The following is a 13,856-nucleotide window of genomic DNA, read 5'->3' on the forward strand; positions in this document are numbered from 1 at the left end:
TCAGTCCGTCGCCTTGATCCGCTCTACGAGAGAAAGCCTTCTGGTATAGCGAACCGCGCAGACCGAGAATACCGACTGCACGAAGAGCAGCGCGGCTCCGAACAACAGCACCTGGAGCACCGGGAAATGATAGGTGAGCGTCCCGAACATACCGATCCGGTCGAACACCCGGCACACGGCCAGACTGCACGCCGTTCCCAGGGTCAGGGTGACCAGCAGCGTGATCCCCACATAGTACAGGCACTCGAAAGACAGCATCCTGGACAGCTGCCGGTTGCTCATGCCCACAGATTGGAACACGCCGAACTCCTGCTGGCGGGTGAGCAGATTGGTAATGAGCGTATTGGCGAGGTTGATCAGGGAAAAGACGAAGATAAAAGCCAGAATGCCGTAGTCTCTTGCCAGCTCCCCCCGCAGGCCACGCTCCAGCTCGGCGGACAGGTCCTCCAGTCCGGAGACCGCCACCCGCTGGTCGGACACGGCGCTGAACACTGCCCGGCGCAGTTGATCGCTGTCTTGCTCTGTGTGGAGGTTGACATAGCCGGTAAAATCCAAAATTTCCGGATAGAGGGTGGACAGCTCCTCCTCGGGCAGAATGAAGAAATGGGACGAGCTGCCGATCTGAACATCCTGCACAATGCCCATCACCGTATAGGTTTTCGTCTGCCCGTTGTAGCAGGAAACGGTAATGCTATCCCCCACCTGATAGCCGGTCCGATATATCTCCTTCAGCGCACTGCCGGCGGGACAGACCAGAATGCCGTCCCCGTCCAGCAGCTGCCGGTAGTCCGCGGTTCCCTCCAGGACCCCGCCGCCCTCGTACATCTCCGCCATATCCTCCTGGGAAATGCCCCTGACAACAAACGGCTCATGCTCACTGTTGCCTGGAATGGCGCTGATGGCGGGAATCTCCACGCAGGTCAGGCTGTAGGCCGTGACGTAATCCACGCCGGGAAGTGCGGCCAGCTCCTCCCGCAGAGTTTGGCCCAGAGGATTCTCCTTCTGTATCTCCACAAATTCCCGGCCCGCGTAATCCTCATATTGCAGCAGATACTGGCTCCGGTCTCCGAATTGAGACTGGGCCATTTCTTTGACGTCCACTGAATTTGCGTAGGCGGAAACGCAGAGAAGAAGGATACCGGTCAGGCCCAGGGAGAGGGTGGTAACAAACGCCTTTTTCCGGTTCCGGGAAAAGTTCATCAGGGCCAGACGGGGCATGGTCAGGCGGCGGTGGAGCTGCTTGGAAACGCTGGGACCCTGCTGCTGGGAATAGGCGGTGGCGCGGATGGCCTCAATGGCGGAGACCTTTCCCGCCATCGCCATGGGTTTTCTGGTGGCGATCAGGACGGTCCCATAGGTCAGGAGGGAAACCACCACCGCAGAGCGAATATTGTCTCCCCAAGACCAGTAGCCGGGGACTGCAATCAACGCGATAACAGCGGGACAGATCAGCCCAAGGGGGACGGCAATGGCGGTCAGGAAGCGCCGCTCCCGCTTGACCACCCGCTTCAACTGTTTTGGCGTGGTCCCCAGCACCTTCAGGCGGCCGTATTCCCGCAGCTTGCCCATGACAGAGATGTAGAAAATGTTATAGATCACGATAGCGCAGACGACGGCAATCAGGGCCGCCGCGGCATAGACCTCCATCCCGTTCCCCAGGTACAGGTCCACCATGCCGAAGTAGCTGGAGCTGTAAAAAGTACGGTCCTCCGGGATACCCATTTCCGTAAAGAACTGTTCAATATCCGACCGGAGCTGATCCGGTTCCATACCCCCGGCAAAGCGGAACCGCAGCTCATAGGGAGCATTGCGGCCGTCCGCTTCCACCGCAGTCTCCGGAATCCAGACCGTGAAAATCCGGCTGTCGTTCTCCGCTTCCAGAATGCCAGTGACGGTGTAAGGCTTCTCGCCGTCTCCCAGGTCCAGGGCCACCGTCTGACCGACCTCCCCTGAGAGGTCAAAATAGCGGAAAAAGGAGCGTTCCACGCACAGCTCATTCTCCCTCTGGGGATAGGCCCCGGTAATCTCGCCGTAGCCCATCAGGTCGATCATCTCCGGGCTGACAAAGCTGATCCGCAAAACGCCGTCCTCATGGCGGGCGGTCCCCGCCTCGACGGTACAGCCCCATTTCTCAAATTTTCCGGCGTCCACCAGCCGGGCGACCTCCTCCCGGGTCAGCCCACCGCACCCGGCCTGATACTGTCCCAGGATACCGTCCAGGGTCTTCAGCTGCTGGGCGGAGTAGAGAAAGCACAGGGTTCCCATGAGGCAGACGGCCAGGGCGATGGTCAGGATAACAAAAACGCTCCGTCGCTTGTCGGCTTTGATGCTGCGGCTTGCCAGTTTCTTCTCCACCGCGCTGGTGTCGTTTTCAAAAGGCCAGGTCATCGCCGCCACCCCCTCAGCCCACGATTATGCCGTCCTCGATCCGCACGATGCGGTCGGCCAGCTGTGCGATCTCGTTGTTGTGGGTGATCATCACGATGGTCTGGTTGAACTGCGTGCTGGTGCGCTTGAGCAGGCCCAGCACGTCGGCGCTGGTCTTGCTGTCCAGGTTGCCGGTGGGCTCGTCGGCCAGGACGATGGCCGGTTTGGTAATCAGGGCCCGGGCGATGGCGACACGCTGCTGCTGGCCGCCGGAGAGGTTGTTGGGCATATTTTGCAGTTTATCCTCCAGGGCCAGCATCCTCACGATCTCGTCCATGAATTTCTGGTCCACCGTGTCGCCGTCCAGCTCCACCGGCAGGACGATGTTCTCATAGACATTCAGAATGGACACCAGATTGTAATTCTGGAAGATGAAGCCGATGTTGCGGCGGCGGAAGATGGTCAGCTCCTCGTCGTTCTTCTTCGCCAGCTCGTCCCCACGGACGATCACGCTGCCGGAAGTGGGAGTGTCCAGACCGCCCATCATATTGAGAAGGGTGGACTTCCCGCTGCCGGAGGTCCCCACCACCGCCACAAACTCCCCCAGCTCCACCGAGAGATTGACGCCATCCAGGGCGCGGGTGATGTTGGGTTCGCTGCCATACTGTTTTTTCAAATCAATGGTCTGTAATACGTTCATGTTCAAATTGCTCCTTTCACGGCTTTTCGCCTGTTGCAGAGCGATCGTAAAATCCAAATGTCTCAGAAATGTCCGAATCAGAGGCTTGTTTGTGAATTTTTTGTGAACACTTCATCTGCGGGGCAAAAATACCGAAAAGGTAGAGCCTCTGCCAAGCTCCGAAGTTACTTTCATATAGCCGCCCTGCTGGGTTATGATCTCACGGGCCAGATACAGGCCGATGCCCACCCCCGGCTGGTTGTGAACCTCCTCCTCACGGTAAAAGCGCCGGAAGATGGCGGCCTGACTGCTCTCCGGGATGCCTTTGCCGGTGTCGGCCACATCCAGCTTGACATACATCTCCCACTGCTCCACCGATACGCTGATCTGCCCGCCCGCCGGAGTGTACTTCACCGCGTTGTCCAGTAGATTGAACAGGGCCTCCGCCGTCCATTTGCTGTCATGGGACACCCGCAGATCCTCCGGGCACTGCACCGATACGGCAATGCCCTTTTTCTCCGCCCCGTAGACGATACCGCTCATAGCCTGGGCCAGTGTGTCGATCAGCAGGCCGTCTTTTTTTTCCAGACGGATGGCTCCGGTCTCCAGACGCGAGGTTTTCACAAGGGCTTGAAAGAGAAATTCCAGCTTGTCCGTCTGACTGCGGACGCCCTGTAAAAAGTCCCGCCGCTCCTGCTCCGTGACGGACCTTGCCAGCAGTGTGTCTGTCACCATTTTCAAATTGCTCACCGGCGTTTTTACCTGATGGGAGATGTCCGATACCAGCATTTGAAGTTCCTGCCGCTCCTCGTCCACCTTGCGCCGGTTTTCCTGCATGATGCGATACAGCTGGGAAAGCCAGTGACTGATCCGGGCAAAGATGGTATCCTGGTCAGCGGCCCGCTCCGGAGCCTCTCCGCCGCTGATCATGTTGTCCATCGTCTGGCACAGGTCGCTGGTGAAGCGGGACAACCGCCTGGCGAAAAACACCGTCAGCAGAAACAGCCAGGCCAAGGCGCAGACCGTCAGCAGCACGCCGGCCAGCAGTACCCGCCCCTGGCCGGTCATAGCAGAAAGGATGAAAGTGAGTACCAGCATGGAGACAGCCGCGCCGGTCTCCACCAGCAAAAACATTGCCTTGACCGAAATGCGTCTCATTTCCGCTCGCCTCCTGTCCACTGATAGCCGATGCCATAGATGGTCTTGATGTAGGCATCACCGTCCGCTTCGATCTTACCCCGAATGCGGCTGATGGAGGTGGTCAGGGTGTGCTCATCCACAAATTTCTCGTCCACGTCCCACAGCCGCTCCAGAAGGCGCTGGCGGGTCAGGACCTGACGTGGATTTTTGCAGAACAGGAACAGCATTTTGTACTCCATGGGGGAGAGGGTGATGGGTTTTCCGTTCAGCGTGGCGGTCTGCTCCGAGAAGTCCAGGAACAGTCTGCCATCGTCGTAGAGGTCCCTTGCCGGCTTGTGGTGCTCCAGCATGGCGAACATGGCGCGGATCTTCCGCTGTAGGGCTCCGATGGAGAAGGGCTTGGTGATGTAGTCCACGGCTCCCACTTCATAGCCCCGGAGCTGGTCGCTCTCCTGGTCGTTGGCGGTGAGGAAGATCACCACCGTGTCAGGGTGTTCCGGCTTGATCAATTTGCACAGGTCATAGCCGCTGCCGTCCGGCAGGTTGACATCCAGCAGCACCAGGTCATATTCCGTTCCGGCCAGCAGAGCGGCGGCGGTTTTGGCGTTCAGGGCCGGTGTGACCTCCCAGCCGTCGGAAATCAGGTTGTAGGCCAGTGTCTTATTCAAAAGGGCGTCGTCCTCGACGATCAGTATCCGTTTCATGGCTTGTCCTCCTCCGCGTACTGAGGGTAGTATAACAGAGAAATGTCCGCGAAATGTTACGACAACCTGTATTTTGCAAAAAATCTTTTTTGCATTTTTTGAGACTTGTTGAGCCTTGTGTAGTATAATAGAAAAAACTCCGCAGAGAGGAAAATTAGAATGGTTGAAGTCTATGTGATAAGTGCTTTTAGCAAAGATAGTACGGGTGGTAACAGGGCTGGCGTAGTATTGGACAGCCACGATTTGATCCCTGCAAAAATGATGGCAATAGCAAAAGACCTGGGGTATTCTGAAACTGCGTTCTTGATGGAATCCGATGTTGCGGATTTCAAAGTAAGATACTTTACTCCCACAGAAGAAGTTCCCTTGTGCGGCCATGCAACAATAGCAGCTTTTTCTATTCTCAACTCATTGGGTAAGTTAGGAAAAGATGCTTATACGATTGAAACAAAAGCGGGGATGCTCAATGTCCAAATCGAAAAAGATGGGATGATTTTTATGGAACAGAATCGCCCCACTTATTTTGAAACACTAACGCCTGATATTTTTGTCGGATGCTTGGAAGCCGGATTTATTGATACCGCTTTGCCCATCCAGATCGTTTCCACAGGATTGAAGGATATTATGCTTCCCGTGGATACCGAAGAACACTTGAAGAAACTGAACCCAAATTTTACAAGTATGGTGAGTTTGTGCTGTGACCAGGACGTTGTTGGCATCCACGCTTTTGCTCTGACTGACGGTGCTGAAACAACAGCGATATGCAGAAACTTCGCCCCGCGATATGGAATCAATGAAGAATCCGCCACCGGCACATCAAGCTGCGCCCTGGCCTGTTATCTTTTTCAGCACTATAGGCAGCAGTCACAATATGTTTTTGAGCAAGGACTTAACCTTGGCTCTGTTTCTCGGCTCATAGTAAACATCACGCATCAGGGCGGCAGTATTGATGCTGTTCATGTTGGAGGATATGGACACCTGGTTTGCAAGAAAACGCTGTTTATATAAGTGGAAGGACAAGGCCCATCGAGACTTGTCCTTCCACTTTATTTTGAGAGGGATTATCACAAAATCGCCCCACCGCCCCAAACCTGGGACTGTGTGATCGCCAGAACGGTTTCGGTGGGAATACCGGCAATCTCGCTGCCGAAAATCTCCCGCAGGTTCCCGCCTGTCAGCATGGCGGCAAGTTGGGACTTTGCCGCAGCGGACGCGGCCAGTTGAGATGCTTGTATGCGGCGCTCAATCTGCTTTTCCGCCGCCAGCTTCATAAACTCGGCATGGCGGGCCATACGCAAATCCCACCAGCTTTCTTCATCGTCAGAACCGCTCTTGGAGTAGGTGATCTCACCACCCGCGCTGGAGGAACAGGCGTTGCAGATGTTCCCGTCCTCCCCAATGGCAACGGCCTGGGACATATCCCATGTACTGCCGGGCATGATGGCCTCGTTCCGAGCCACATCAAAGGCAAACCAGGTGTCAATCTTCGCAAAAATCTCCTGGGCATAGGCTGGGTCTTGCTCCATACGCTCCTGCACCTTGGGATGAATGACCACGGCCTTGCTCCCAGGCGGAACGCTGCCCAGGGCGTGAATCTCCTTTGGAGCGGTAAATCTGCCATCAATGGAGCCGTAGAAGGGATTGGCCCCGGTGGGTTGCCAATTTTCCAGCGTTTCCTTTGCTTTGTCCCCGTCCTGGTACAACAGATAATGGGGATAGTCGTTCCGTGTTCTCCAATAGCCGCTGCTGGCGTCAAAAACGTGATAATAGATGTTAGGGTATTTGGCTTTCAGCATGGTTTCCAATGAAGGAGCCTCTGTTGCTTCTGCTGCCTCCACACTCCCCGCCTGAACCTGCCCGGTAGCCCGCACCGACAAATCCATCATAAGGCTGGTAGGCAAACCCGCCATACCCATAAGGCCGCTCATGCCGGTGGTCAGCGTGTCCGTTCTGCCCCGGCTGGCCTGCGCCGCCATATCAAGAAAACTGTTGCCTTGCGTCCCGGTCTGCTTGGCTTCACGGGCCTTTGTGGGGGCGCTATATGCCTGCGTCCCATAACTTGGCTGAATTGTGTTGCTCACAATATTTCCTCCCTTAAAGCAGCCCCATCAACAGCTCTGCGGCGCTGACGGAACCGCCGTTCATGCGGAGTTTCATCATCAGCCGCCGCTTTGCCGCGGCTTCCTCGGCAAGTTCCATATATTTTTTGTGGCGTTCCATGCGTTGCTCCCAAAAACTGTCTTTTGAGCGCAAATGAAATTCAGAATCATTTCCAACAGGCCATGAATCAGCTCTGTATTGATCGAGGTCTGTTCCAACGGTAATCAGAATAGAACAGTTTCTCGGAGCAAAAGAAGCGCCCAAATCCCTTTGAAGCAAGGAGAGAACCTGTGCCCTATATTCTGGATCATCTTTCATAGCTTGAAATGCTGCATCCGATATATTGACAGCCGCATTACTTACGGTCGGATTACAGACTATTTTCGATAAGTCCTCATAAAACTCTTTCTTAAAGAGCTGCATTTCCTCTGCTTCGGATAGCACCGTTTTCTGCTGAGTGGATTCGGTGCTGTTAATTTCCAGAACATCCGTTGTGCTTCTGCTGGCCCGTGTCGCCAGATCAAGGAAACTGCTGCCCTGCGTCCCGGTCTGTTTTGTTTCACGGGACTTTGTGGGAGCGGTATATGTCCGCGCCCCAAAACTTGGCTGAATGATATTGCTCATTATATCGCCCTTTCCTTTACATCACATATTGAGGAAGAACATATTTGTTCCTGCCGGTAAAGACACTTCCGGCGTGATCGCAGGGGCAGATACCATCCGCGTTTTCAGCAGATCGCCAATATTAGAGAAGGTCTTTTCCAGCGCCGCCGTTTCTGCGGTGCGCTCCCACATGGCCCTGCGCTGTGCTGCCGCCGCCGCAGACTGCTCCTGATACTGCCGTTGCTGTTCCGCTTTTTTCTTGGCCTTTTCCGCATTGATCCTGTTTACCTCGGCCACGCGCTCCGGGGAATCCCCGCCTCCGCAGATATAGGTTACGGTTCCATCCTCATGAACCACCACACCGCACGGCTCAAAGGTCAGCCCCATAGATGCCGCAAAAGCCTTACCGTTTGGAATGACATCCGTGAAGAAGTAATCAATCTTCTGTTCGTAATAAGCGGCCTTCTTTGGGTCACTTGCCATTTCATTCAAAATGTTGGGGGCAATTACAACATCGTTTCCACTCATGCGCTTGCCTGCTTTTTCCAAGCTGGCCTGGTCTTTACCTATACTTTCAATAGTCACCCGCCCATATTTCTTTTTCAAATGCTCCATATAGGCGTCCACATTTGACGTTTCTGTGTCTTTGGCGGCTTCCAGCCTGCTGCTGGTTTCCAGCACATCCGTGGTATCTCTGCTGGCCTTTGCTGCCATATCCAAAAAGCTGGAAGTCCGCGCCGCTGTACTCCGAACAGTAAGGTTTCCGGGTAAAGCGCTATACATTCTGGTTAAATAGCTGCTGTCAATCATACCGCTCATAAACTACTCCCTTCCTGCAATAAAACTGTTGCGGAAAATGTCTGCTGATTCACTTTCAGTTCCAATTCTCCCATATACTTCTCCGCTTCCCGGCGCACGTTGGCAAGACCAATCCCGTGCATGGGGGCATCCTCCTGTTTCGTTGTGACAGGCAAACCGTCCTGCCCGAATACCACCTCACCCGCGAAAGAATTTTTGACCTCTATCAGAAAGAAACGTCCTTTTCTCTTTCCAGTCAGAACAATAAACCGTTCACCCTCGCTGATCTTCTCGCAAGCCTCCAGCGCATTTTGCATAAGGTTTTGCAGGATGATCCCCACGTCAAAGGCATCGTAGGCCCCCGGATCGGGGTAATGGAACTCCGCCTGGAAGCGGATGCTCAAGTCAAGGCTCCGCCGCCGAATACCGTTGACAATCACATCCGTGACCGGGTTGCCCGTCTGGAGCGTCAGCTCAAAGCCGCTCATGCTCTCGTCCATTTTGGCGATATAGTCCTCCAGGCTGGCATATTCGCCGCTCTGCGCCAGACCTTTGATGTTGGTCAGGTGGCCCCGCATTTCGTGTTTCAGACCACGGATGCGGGTGTAGAACTGTTCCGCCTCATGGATGCGCGCCCGGATCGCCTGGGTCTGCTGGTGTTCCGCATAGAGGGCGGCCTGTTCCTCCCGCAGCGCCGCCATACCCTGCTGAAAGGCGATGGTTAGATAGGCCCCAGCGTAGAACAGCAAGGCCAGCACCGGCACTACCGCCAAAAACGCCGGGTGGCGCTCGTAGAGCTGGAGCAGAACGCCGTCCTTGAACTCCACCAGCAACCGGGAGATCACCTGTCCGAACAGAATCCCCGCTGTTGGCACCAGGGCAAGATAGCACAGCTCCCGCCGATGAAGCGTCATGCTCTGCTTTCGCATTTGACGTTGGAGGGCATAGAGCATGACGGCCAGCATGGAGGCGTGGGACAGCAGGAACAGCACAACCAGCAGGGCGGCGCGGAGAAAGACCGCCTCCGGCGGTTCCAGACGGTAGGGGACTGACCGCTCCACGATAAAATACAGACTTTGCACCATCAGGCCGCTGGAAATTCTGGCGTTGAAGTAGAGCAGCGTCAGGAGGAACACCGACGGCTTTTCCAGACCGATCCACTTGGATATCACCAGCAGAATCGCCATCAGGATCAGCCCAAAGGAGCCTTGGGGCAGCGCCGCTCGGTTACAGACGATCTCAAACAGAATATAGGCCGAAAAAACAAGGAGCAGCCTGCGCAGCTGTTTGTCCTGCGGAACGAACGGATGGAAAAAAGCGGTGAGCAGGACGGCGTAGGTCAATTCTGCCCCAGTGGAAAAAACACTGTTGAAAATGCGGAATCCTGTTTCACTCATAGGCCAGCTCCCCTTTTCAAGAAGTGGAGGTATGCCTTTACAAAGTCCTGGTACTTATACTTTGAGAGTAAAAGCCTTTTCCCATTTGTCAGTGTTACCTCCGTTTTGCTATAACCGGCCACATAGGAGAGATTGACCAGATAGCCCTTGTGGATGCGGAAAAACTGGTCTTGCAGTTCCAGCTCCAAATCCCCGATTTTTGCATAGCAGACAAATTTACCATCCTTCAAATGCAACTCAACCTTATGATTGCTGCTTTCGATGTAGTAGATGCTGTCCAGCGGTATGGTTTTGCTGGTGTTGGCGGATTGGAGCGTCAGCGCACGCCCCGGCTTTTCCTTGGCAGTTCCGATCTGTGCAACCGCACGTGCAAAGACCTGGGCAAACTTTTCTTCGTCCACCGGCTTCAGCAGGTATTGGAACGCCCCTACGTCAAAGGCATCGAATACATACCGTTCATAGCCGGTTACAAAGATAATGACCGGCTGTGTCACAGTCGCCCGTTCCCTGATCTTCCGGGCCAGGGCCATACCGTCCAGACCGGAGGGGGCCAGCTCTATGTCCAAAAAGAGCAAATCAATTTCCCGCTGATCTGCAAGGCAGTCACCGGCAGAAGCGTACTCCACGATCTCACAGGGGCAGGATTGCGCCCGGATCAGGGATGCGAGGTAGGCGCGGGTTGGGGCTTCATCATCACAAATCGCTATTTTTATCATGTCGATCTTCCTCTATGTGTTTATTCGTTCAAATGGCCGTCAGGATAAACCCGGTTGACGTGACTGGACGGTTTGAGAGCGTGACTGGACAATCATAATTGGTTGGTCTATTATATCATAATGAAGTCAACTACTGATACAGCGGCAGGAGGTTATTTGTTATGTATGAACTGATTCAAATTTCCGAGCAGAGCTATTACATCCAAAGTCCGGCCAAAATCGGGTTGGTAAAGCTGAACGAGCAGGATGTTTGCCTGATTGACAGCGGCAACGATAAAGACGCAGGGCGCAAGGTACGGCAGCTTCTGGACGCCAACGGCTGGCGGCTCACCGCTATCTACAACACACACTCCAACGCCGACCACATCGGCGGCAATAAGTATTTGCAGGACCAGACCGGGTGCAAAATCTACGCTCCGGGGATCGACTGCGCCTTTACCCGCCACCCCATCCTGGAACCGTCCTTTTTGTACGGGGGCTATCCGTGTAAGGAACTGCGGCACAAATTCCTGATGGCCCAGGAGAGCGATGCCCAGGAGCTGACCAAAGAATCCTTACCGGAGGGCTTTGAGATCATCCCCCTGCCGGGACATTTCTTTGATATGGTAGGCTTTCGGACGCCGGATGATGTGGTCTATCTGGCGGACTGCCTGTCCAGCCGGGAGACGCTGGACAAGTATCAGATCGGCTTCATCTATGATGTCGCCGCCTATCTGAACACGCTGGAAATGGTGAAATCCCTGCAAGCGAAGATGTTTGTCCCATCCCATGCCGCCGCCTCCGAGGATATAGCCGATCTCGCTCAGTACAACATCGACAAGGTGCTGGAGATTGCGGACAGGATCACCGGCATCTGCCGGGAGCCGCTTTGCTTTGAGGCCATTTTGCAAAAGCTGTTTACGGATTACGGGCTGACCATGAACTTTGAGCAATACGTCCTGGTGGGCAGCACCGTCCGCTCCTATCTGGCGTGGCTGAAGGACGCCGGCAGGGTGAACGCCCTGTTTGAAAACAATATGCTGCTCTGGCGAAGAGCGTAGGGAGACAAACCAATAACTGACACACGCCCCAGGGGAGGTGCTCCTGGGGCGTATGATATAGGAAAAGACCGCAAGAATAATGAAAAGTAGTTTTTTCCATTCTGCTATAATGAAAGCCGAAAGGGGGGAAACCATGAACGGTCATAAGGTTGAGAATATAGCGACAGTGATTTCCTACATTGAAGCGCATCTCAATGAAAAATTGGATTTAGACACTGTTGCAAATGCGGTTTGCTATTCCAAGTACCACCTGCACCGAATGTTTACAGACACAGTTGGTATCACACTCCACGACTATATACAACGACGCCAACTGACTGAGGCGGCAAAACTGCTGGTATTTTCAGAAAAGCCGATTATTGAAATCGCGCTGATTGCTGGCTATGAAAGCCAACAGGCTTTTTCGTCTATCTTCAAGACGATGTATAAGCAAACGCCGCTGGAATATCGGCAAAACGAGGTCTTTTATCCTCTACAACTGGAGTTTACATTGAACAAAAATCCAACTGCTCCTAATACGATGATGCAGGAAATTTCTTATGCTACGCTGGCGGATATTCCCGACTGGATGAATTTTATCACCCTTGTCATTGACGGTTTTCCCTGCCTGGATGAAAACTCACATTTGGAACAGGTCAAGCAATATGTTCAATGGCGACAGGCTTTGATTATGCGGGATGGCTCCACGATCATTGGGGCCGCCGCATTTTCCTATCAGACCGGGAGCATCGACTTTCTGGCGGTACATCCGCAGTACCGGCATTATGGAGTGGCAAAGGCTTTTCTTGATTTTATGATGTGCAATCTATTTGTGGGCCGCGAAATCAGCATTACAACTTTCCGCGAGGGGGACAAGGCCGATACAGGCCAGCGAGAGGAATATAAGCGGCTGGGCTTTGCCGAGTCGGAGCTTCTCACGGAGTTTGGCTACCCCACCCAGCGGCTCATTCTACCACCAAAACAGGAGAAAGGCGACAATGGATGATAACATTTTAGACCAAAAATGGAGCGCAGGGTCACTCCTGCGCTTCGCATTTCCCACCATCGTTATGATGATTTTTATGGGATTATACACCATCGTGGACACGATCTTTGTGGCGCAGTTTGTGAATACGGATGCGCTTTCCTCTATCAATATTGTTTGCCCCATTATCAATATCACGGTGGGGCTGGGGACAATGATTGCAACAGGCGGAAACGCGATTGTCTCCCGAAAAATGGGGGCGGGTGAAAATCAGGAGGCAAAGGAAGATTTCACCTTGCTCATACTCACAGGCGCAGTGATCGGATTTCTCATTCTTTTAGGCGGGACAATTTGGATTGACAACATTGTTTATACTCTTGGGGCCAGCGATCTGCTGTTTCCCTATTGCAAGGACTATCTCATGGTGCTGTTTCTGTTCATTCCGGCCAATATACTGCAAACGCTGTTTTCAAACCTGTTTGTGACAGCGGGAAAACCGGGCCTCGGTTTTGGGCTGTCTGTTCTGGCTGGCGTGGCAAATATCATTTTGGATTACATTTTCATTGTCCCCTGCGGCCTGGGCATCCGGGGCGCTGCTTTGGGGACAGGCTTCGGCTATCTGATCCCCACGGTTGCCGGGCTGGTCTATTTTGCGCGGAGCAAAGGAACGCTGTCTTTCACAAGGCCAAAATTGAAATGGGCCGTGATTGGGGAGAGCTGTTTCAATGGCTCCTCCGAAATGGTGAGCCAACTGGCAACAGCCGTCACGACATTCCTGTTCAATCGCACCATGATGAACCTGCTGGGAGAAAATGGCGTTGCGGCGATTACCATTATTATCTACTCTCAATTCCTGCTGAACACACTGTATATCGGCTACTCTATGGGAATAGCGCCCATTATCGGGTTTAACTACGGAAACAGAAATGATGTCCAACAAAAACGGGTTTTCTCCATCAGTATGCGGTTCATCGGGTTGGCATCGGTGCTGATATTTTCGATTTCCATGTTCGGCGGCTCCCACATTGTGCGGCTATTTGCGGATAATACATCGGAAGTCTACCAAATTGCGGCAAACGGCTTTACGATTTTTTCATACAGCTTTTTATTTTGCGGCTTGAACAATTTTACCTCCGCGATGTTCACAGCATTGTCAAACGGAAAAGTGTCTGCGGTTCTTTCCTTTTTGCGGACGTTCGGCCTGCTGGCCGGCGGCATCCTGTTACTGCCCCATATTTGGGGAATAGCGGGAGTATGGCTGGCTGTTCCAGCCGCAGAGGGGATTATGTTTGTTGTATCTGCGGCTTGCCTTTTCCACTATCGGAAACGATATTCCTACAGTTTTTGA

Annotated in this window: 13 protein-coding genes; 4 read left to right on the forward strand and 9 right to left on the reverse strand. The window is 53.7% G+C overall.

Annotated features, from left to right (window positions below; genetic code table 11):
* The 4 genes from VV088_RS12795 to VV088_RS12810 all read right to left on the reverse strand — a co-directional run bounded on the left by VV088_RS12795 (nucleotide 1) and on the right by VV088_RS12810 (nucleotide 4,890).
* Complete coding sequence (locus VV088_RS12795; RefSeq protein ID WP_334601099.1) at nucleotides 1–2,388, reverse strand: FtsX-like permease family protein; 2,388 nt, start codon at nucleotides 2,386–2,388, stop codon at nucleotides 1–3.
* Between the two features lie 13 nt (nucleotides 2,389–2,401).
* Nucleotides 2,402–3,067, reverse strand: coding sequence for an ABC transporter ATP-binding protein (locus VV088_RS12800; RefSeq protein WP_334601100.1), 666 nt, complete (start codon nucleotides 3,065–3,067; stop codon nucleotides 2,402–2,404).
* A 111-nt stretch (nucleotides 3,068–3,178) separates the two neighbouring features.
* The gene (locus VV088_RS12805; protein WP_334601101.1) at nucleotides 3,179–4,204 is read right to left on the reverse strand and encodes a sensor histidine kinase; all 1,026 of its coding nucleotides are present in this window, start codon (nucleotides 4,202–4,204) and stop codon (nucleotides 3,179–3,181) included.
* Nucleotides 4,201–4,890 (reverse strand): response regulator transcription factor, encoded by a 690-nt coding sequence (locus VV088_RS12810; protein ID WP_334601102.1) that lies wholly within the window; start codon nucleotides 4,888–4,890, stop codon nucleotides 4,201–4,203. The genes VV088_RS12805 and VV088_RS12810 overlap by 4 nt, the downstream gene beginning before the upstream one ends.
* 159 nt (nucleotides 4,891–5,049) lie before the next feature.
* Here VV088_RS12810 and VV088_RS12815 point away from each other — a divergent pair, with 159 nt between their 5' ends.
* Nucleotides 5,050–5,898, forward strand: a complete 849-nt coding sequence (locus VV088_RS12815; protein WP_334601103.1) for a PhzF family phenazine biosynthesis protein — start codon at nucleotides 5,050–5,052, stop codon at nucleotides 5,896–5,898.
* A gap of 56 nt (nucleotides 5,899–5,954) precedes the next feature.
* Here VV088_RS12815 and VV088_RS12820 read toward each other — a convergent pair whose 3' ends face one another.
* From VV088_RS12820 to VV088_RS12840, 5 genes are read right to left on the reverse strand one after another with little or no spacing between them, the layout of a single operon-like run.
* The gene (locus tag VV088_RS12820) at nucleotides 5,955–6,971 is read right to left on the reverse strand and encodes a hypothetical protein (RefSeq protein ID WP_334601104.1); all 1,017 of its coding nucleotides are present in this window, start codon (nucleotides 6,969–6,971) and stop codon (nucleotides 5,955–5,957) included.
* A gap of 13 nt (nucleotides 6,972–6,984) precedes the next feature.
* The gene (locus VV088_RS12825) at nucleotides 6,985–7,614 is read right to left on the reverse strand and encodes a hypothetical protein (RefSeq protein WP_334601105.1); all 630 of its coding nucleotides are present in this window, start codon (nucleotides 7,612–7,614) and stop codon (nucleotides 6,985–6,987) included.
* A gap of 21 nt (nucleotides 7,615–7,635) precedes the next feature.
* Nucleotides 7,636–8,412, reverse strand: coding sequence for a DUF6033 family protein (locus tag VV088_RS12830; protein ID WP_334601106.1), 777 nt, complete (start codon nucleotides 8,410–8,412; stop codon nucleotides 7,636–7,638).
* Nucleotides 8,409–9,788, reverse strand: coding sequence for a sensor histidine kinase (locus VV088_RS12835; RefSeq protein ID WP_334601107.1), 1,380 nt, complete (start codon nucleotides 9,786–9,788; stop codon nucleotides 8,409–8,411). The genes VV088_RS12830 and VV088_RS12835 overlap by 4 nt, the downstream gene beginning before the upstream one ends.
* On the reverse strand, nucleotides 9,785–10,504 hold the full coding sequence (locus tag VV088_RS12840; RefSeq protein ID WP_334601108.1) for a LytR/AlgR family response regulator transcription factor: 720 nt from the start codon (nucleotides 10,502–10,504) through the stop codon (nucleotides 9,785–9,787). Before VV088_RS12840 ends, VV088_RS12835 begins: the two co-directional genes overlap by 4 nt.
* Before the next feature lie 161 nt (nucleotides 10,505–10,665).
* On the opposite strand from VV088_RS12840, the gene VV088_RS12845 reads away from it, so the two are divergent.
* The 3 genes from VV088_RS12845 to VV088_RS12855 all read left to right on the forward strand — a co-directional run bounded on the left by VV088_RS12845 (nucleotide 10,666) and on the right by VV088_RS12855 (nucleotide 13,856).
* Nucleotides 10,666–11,544 (forward strand): MBL fold metallo-hydrolase, encoded by an 879-nt coding sequence (locus VV088_RS12845; protein WP_334601109.1) that lies wholly within the window; start codon nucleotides 10,666–10,668, stop codon nucleotides 11,542–11,544.
* Between the two features lie 133 nt (nucleotides 11,545–11,677).
* Entirely contained in the window at nucleotides 11,678–12,529 is an 852-nt protein-coding gene (locus VV088_RS12850; protein ID WP_334601110.1) for a GNAT family N-acetyltransferase, read from the forward strand.
* Nucleotides 12,522–13,856, forward strand: coding sequence for an MATE family efflux transporter (locus VV088_RS12855; protein ID WP_334601111.1), 1,335 nt, complete (start codon nucleotides 12,522–12,524; stop codon nucleotides 13,854–13,856). Before VV088_RS12850 ends, VV088_RS12855 begins: the two co-directional genes overlap by 8 nt.

The sequence above is a fragment of the Lawsonibacter sp. JLR.KK007 genome (assembly GCF_036941135.1).
Classification (GTDB): domain Bacteria; phylum Bacillota; class Clostridia; order Oscillospirales; family Oscillospiraceae; genus Lawsonibacter.

Bases quoted from the DNA above. Each gene is read 5' to 3' on its own strand.
- VV088_RS12795 (WP_334601099.1), bottom strand. From the start codon at position 2,388: ATGACCTGGCCTTTTGAAAACGACACCAGCGCGGTGGAGAAGAAACTG.
- VV088_RS12800 (WP_334601100.1), bottom strand. From the start codon at position 3,067: ATGAACGTATTACAGACCATTGATTTGAAAAAACAGTATGGCAGCGAA.
- VV088_RS12805 (WP_334601101.1), bottom strand. From the start codon at position 4,204: ATGAGACGCATTTCGGTCAAGGCAATGTTTTTGCTGGTGGAGACCGGC.
- VV088_RS12810 (WP_334601102.1), bottom strand. From the start codon at position 4,890: ATGAAACGGATACTGATCGTCGAGGACGACGCCCTTTTGAATAAGACA.
- VV088_RS12815 (WP_334601103.1), top strand. From the start codon at position 5,050: ATGGTTGAAGTCTATGTGATAAGTGCTTTTAGCAAAGATAGTACGGGT.
- VV088_RS12825 (WP_334601105.1), bottom strand. From the start codon at position 7,614: ATGAGCAATATCATTCAGCCAAGTTTTGGGGCGCGGACATATACCGCT.
- VV088_RS12830 (WP_334601106.1), bottom strand. From the start codon at position 8,412: ATGAGCGGTATGATTGACAGCAGCTATTTAACCAGAATGTATAGCGCT.
- VV088_RS12835 (WP_334601107.1), bottom strand. From the start codon at position 9,788: ATGAGTGAAACAGGATTCCGCATTTTCAACAGTGTTTTTTCCACTGGG.
- VV088_RS12840 (WP_334601108.1), bottom strand. From the start codon at position 10,504: ATGATAAAAATAGCGATTTGTGATGATGAAGCCCCAACCCGCGCCTAC.
- VV088_RS12845 (WP_334601109.1), top strand. From the start codon at position 10,666: ATGTATGAACTGATTCAAATTTCCGAGCAGAGCTATTACATCCAAAGT.
- VV088_RS12850 (WP_334601110.1), top strand. From the start codon at position 11,678: ATGAACGGTCATAAGGTTGAGAATATAGCGACAGTGATTTCCTACATT.
- VV088_RS12855 (WP_334601111.1), top strand. From the start codon at position 12,522: ATGGATGATAACATTTTAGACCAAAAATGGAGCGCAGGGTCACTCCTG.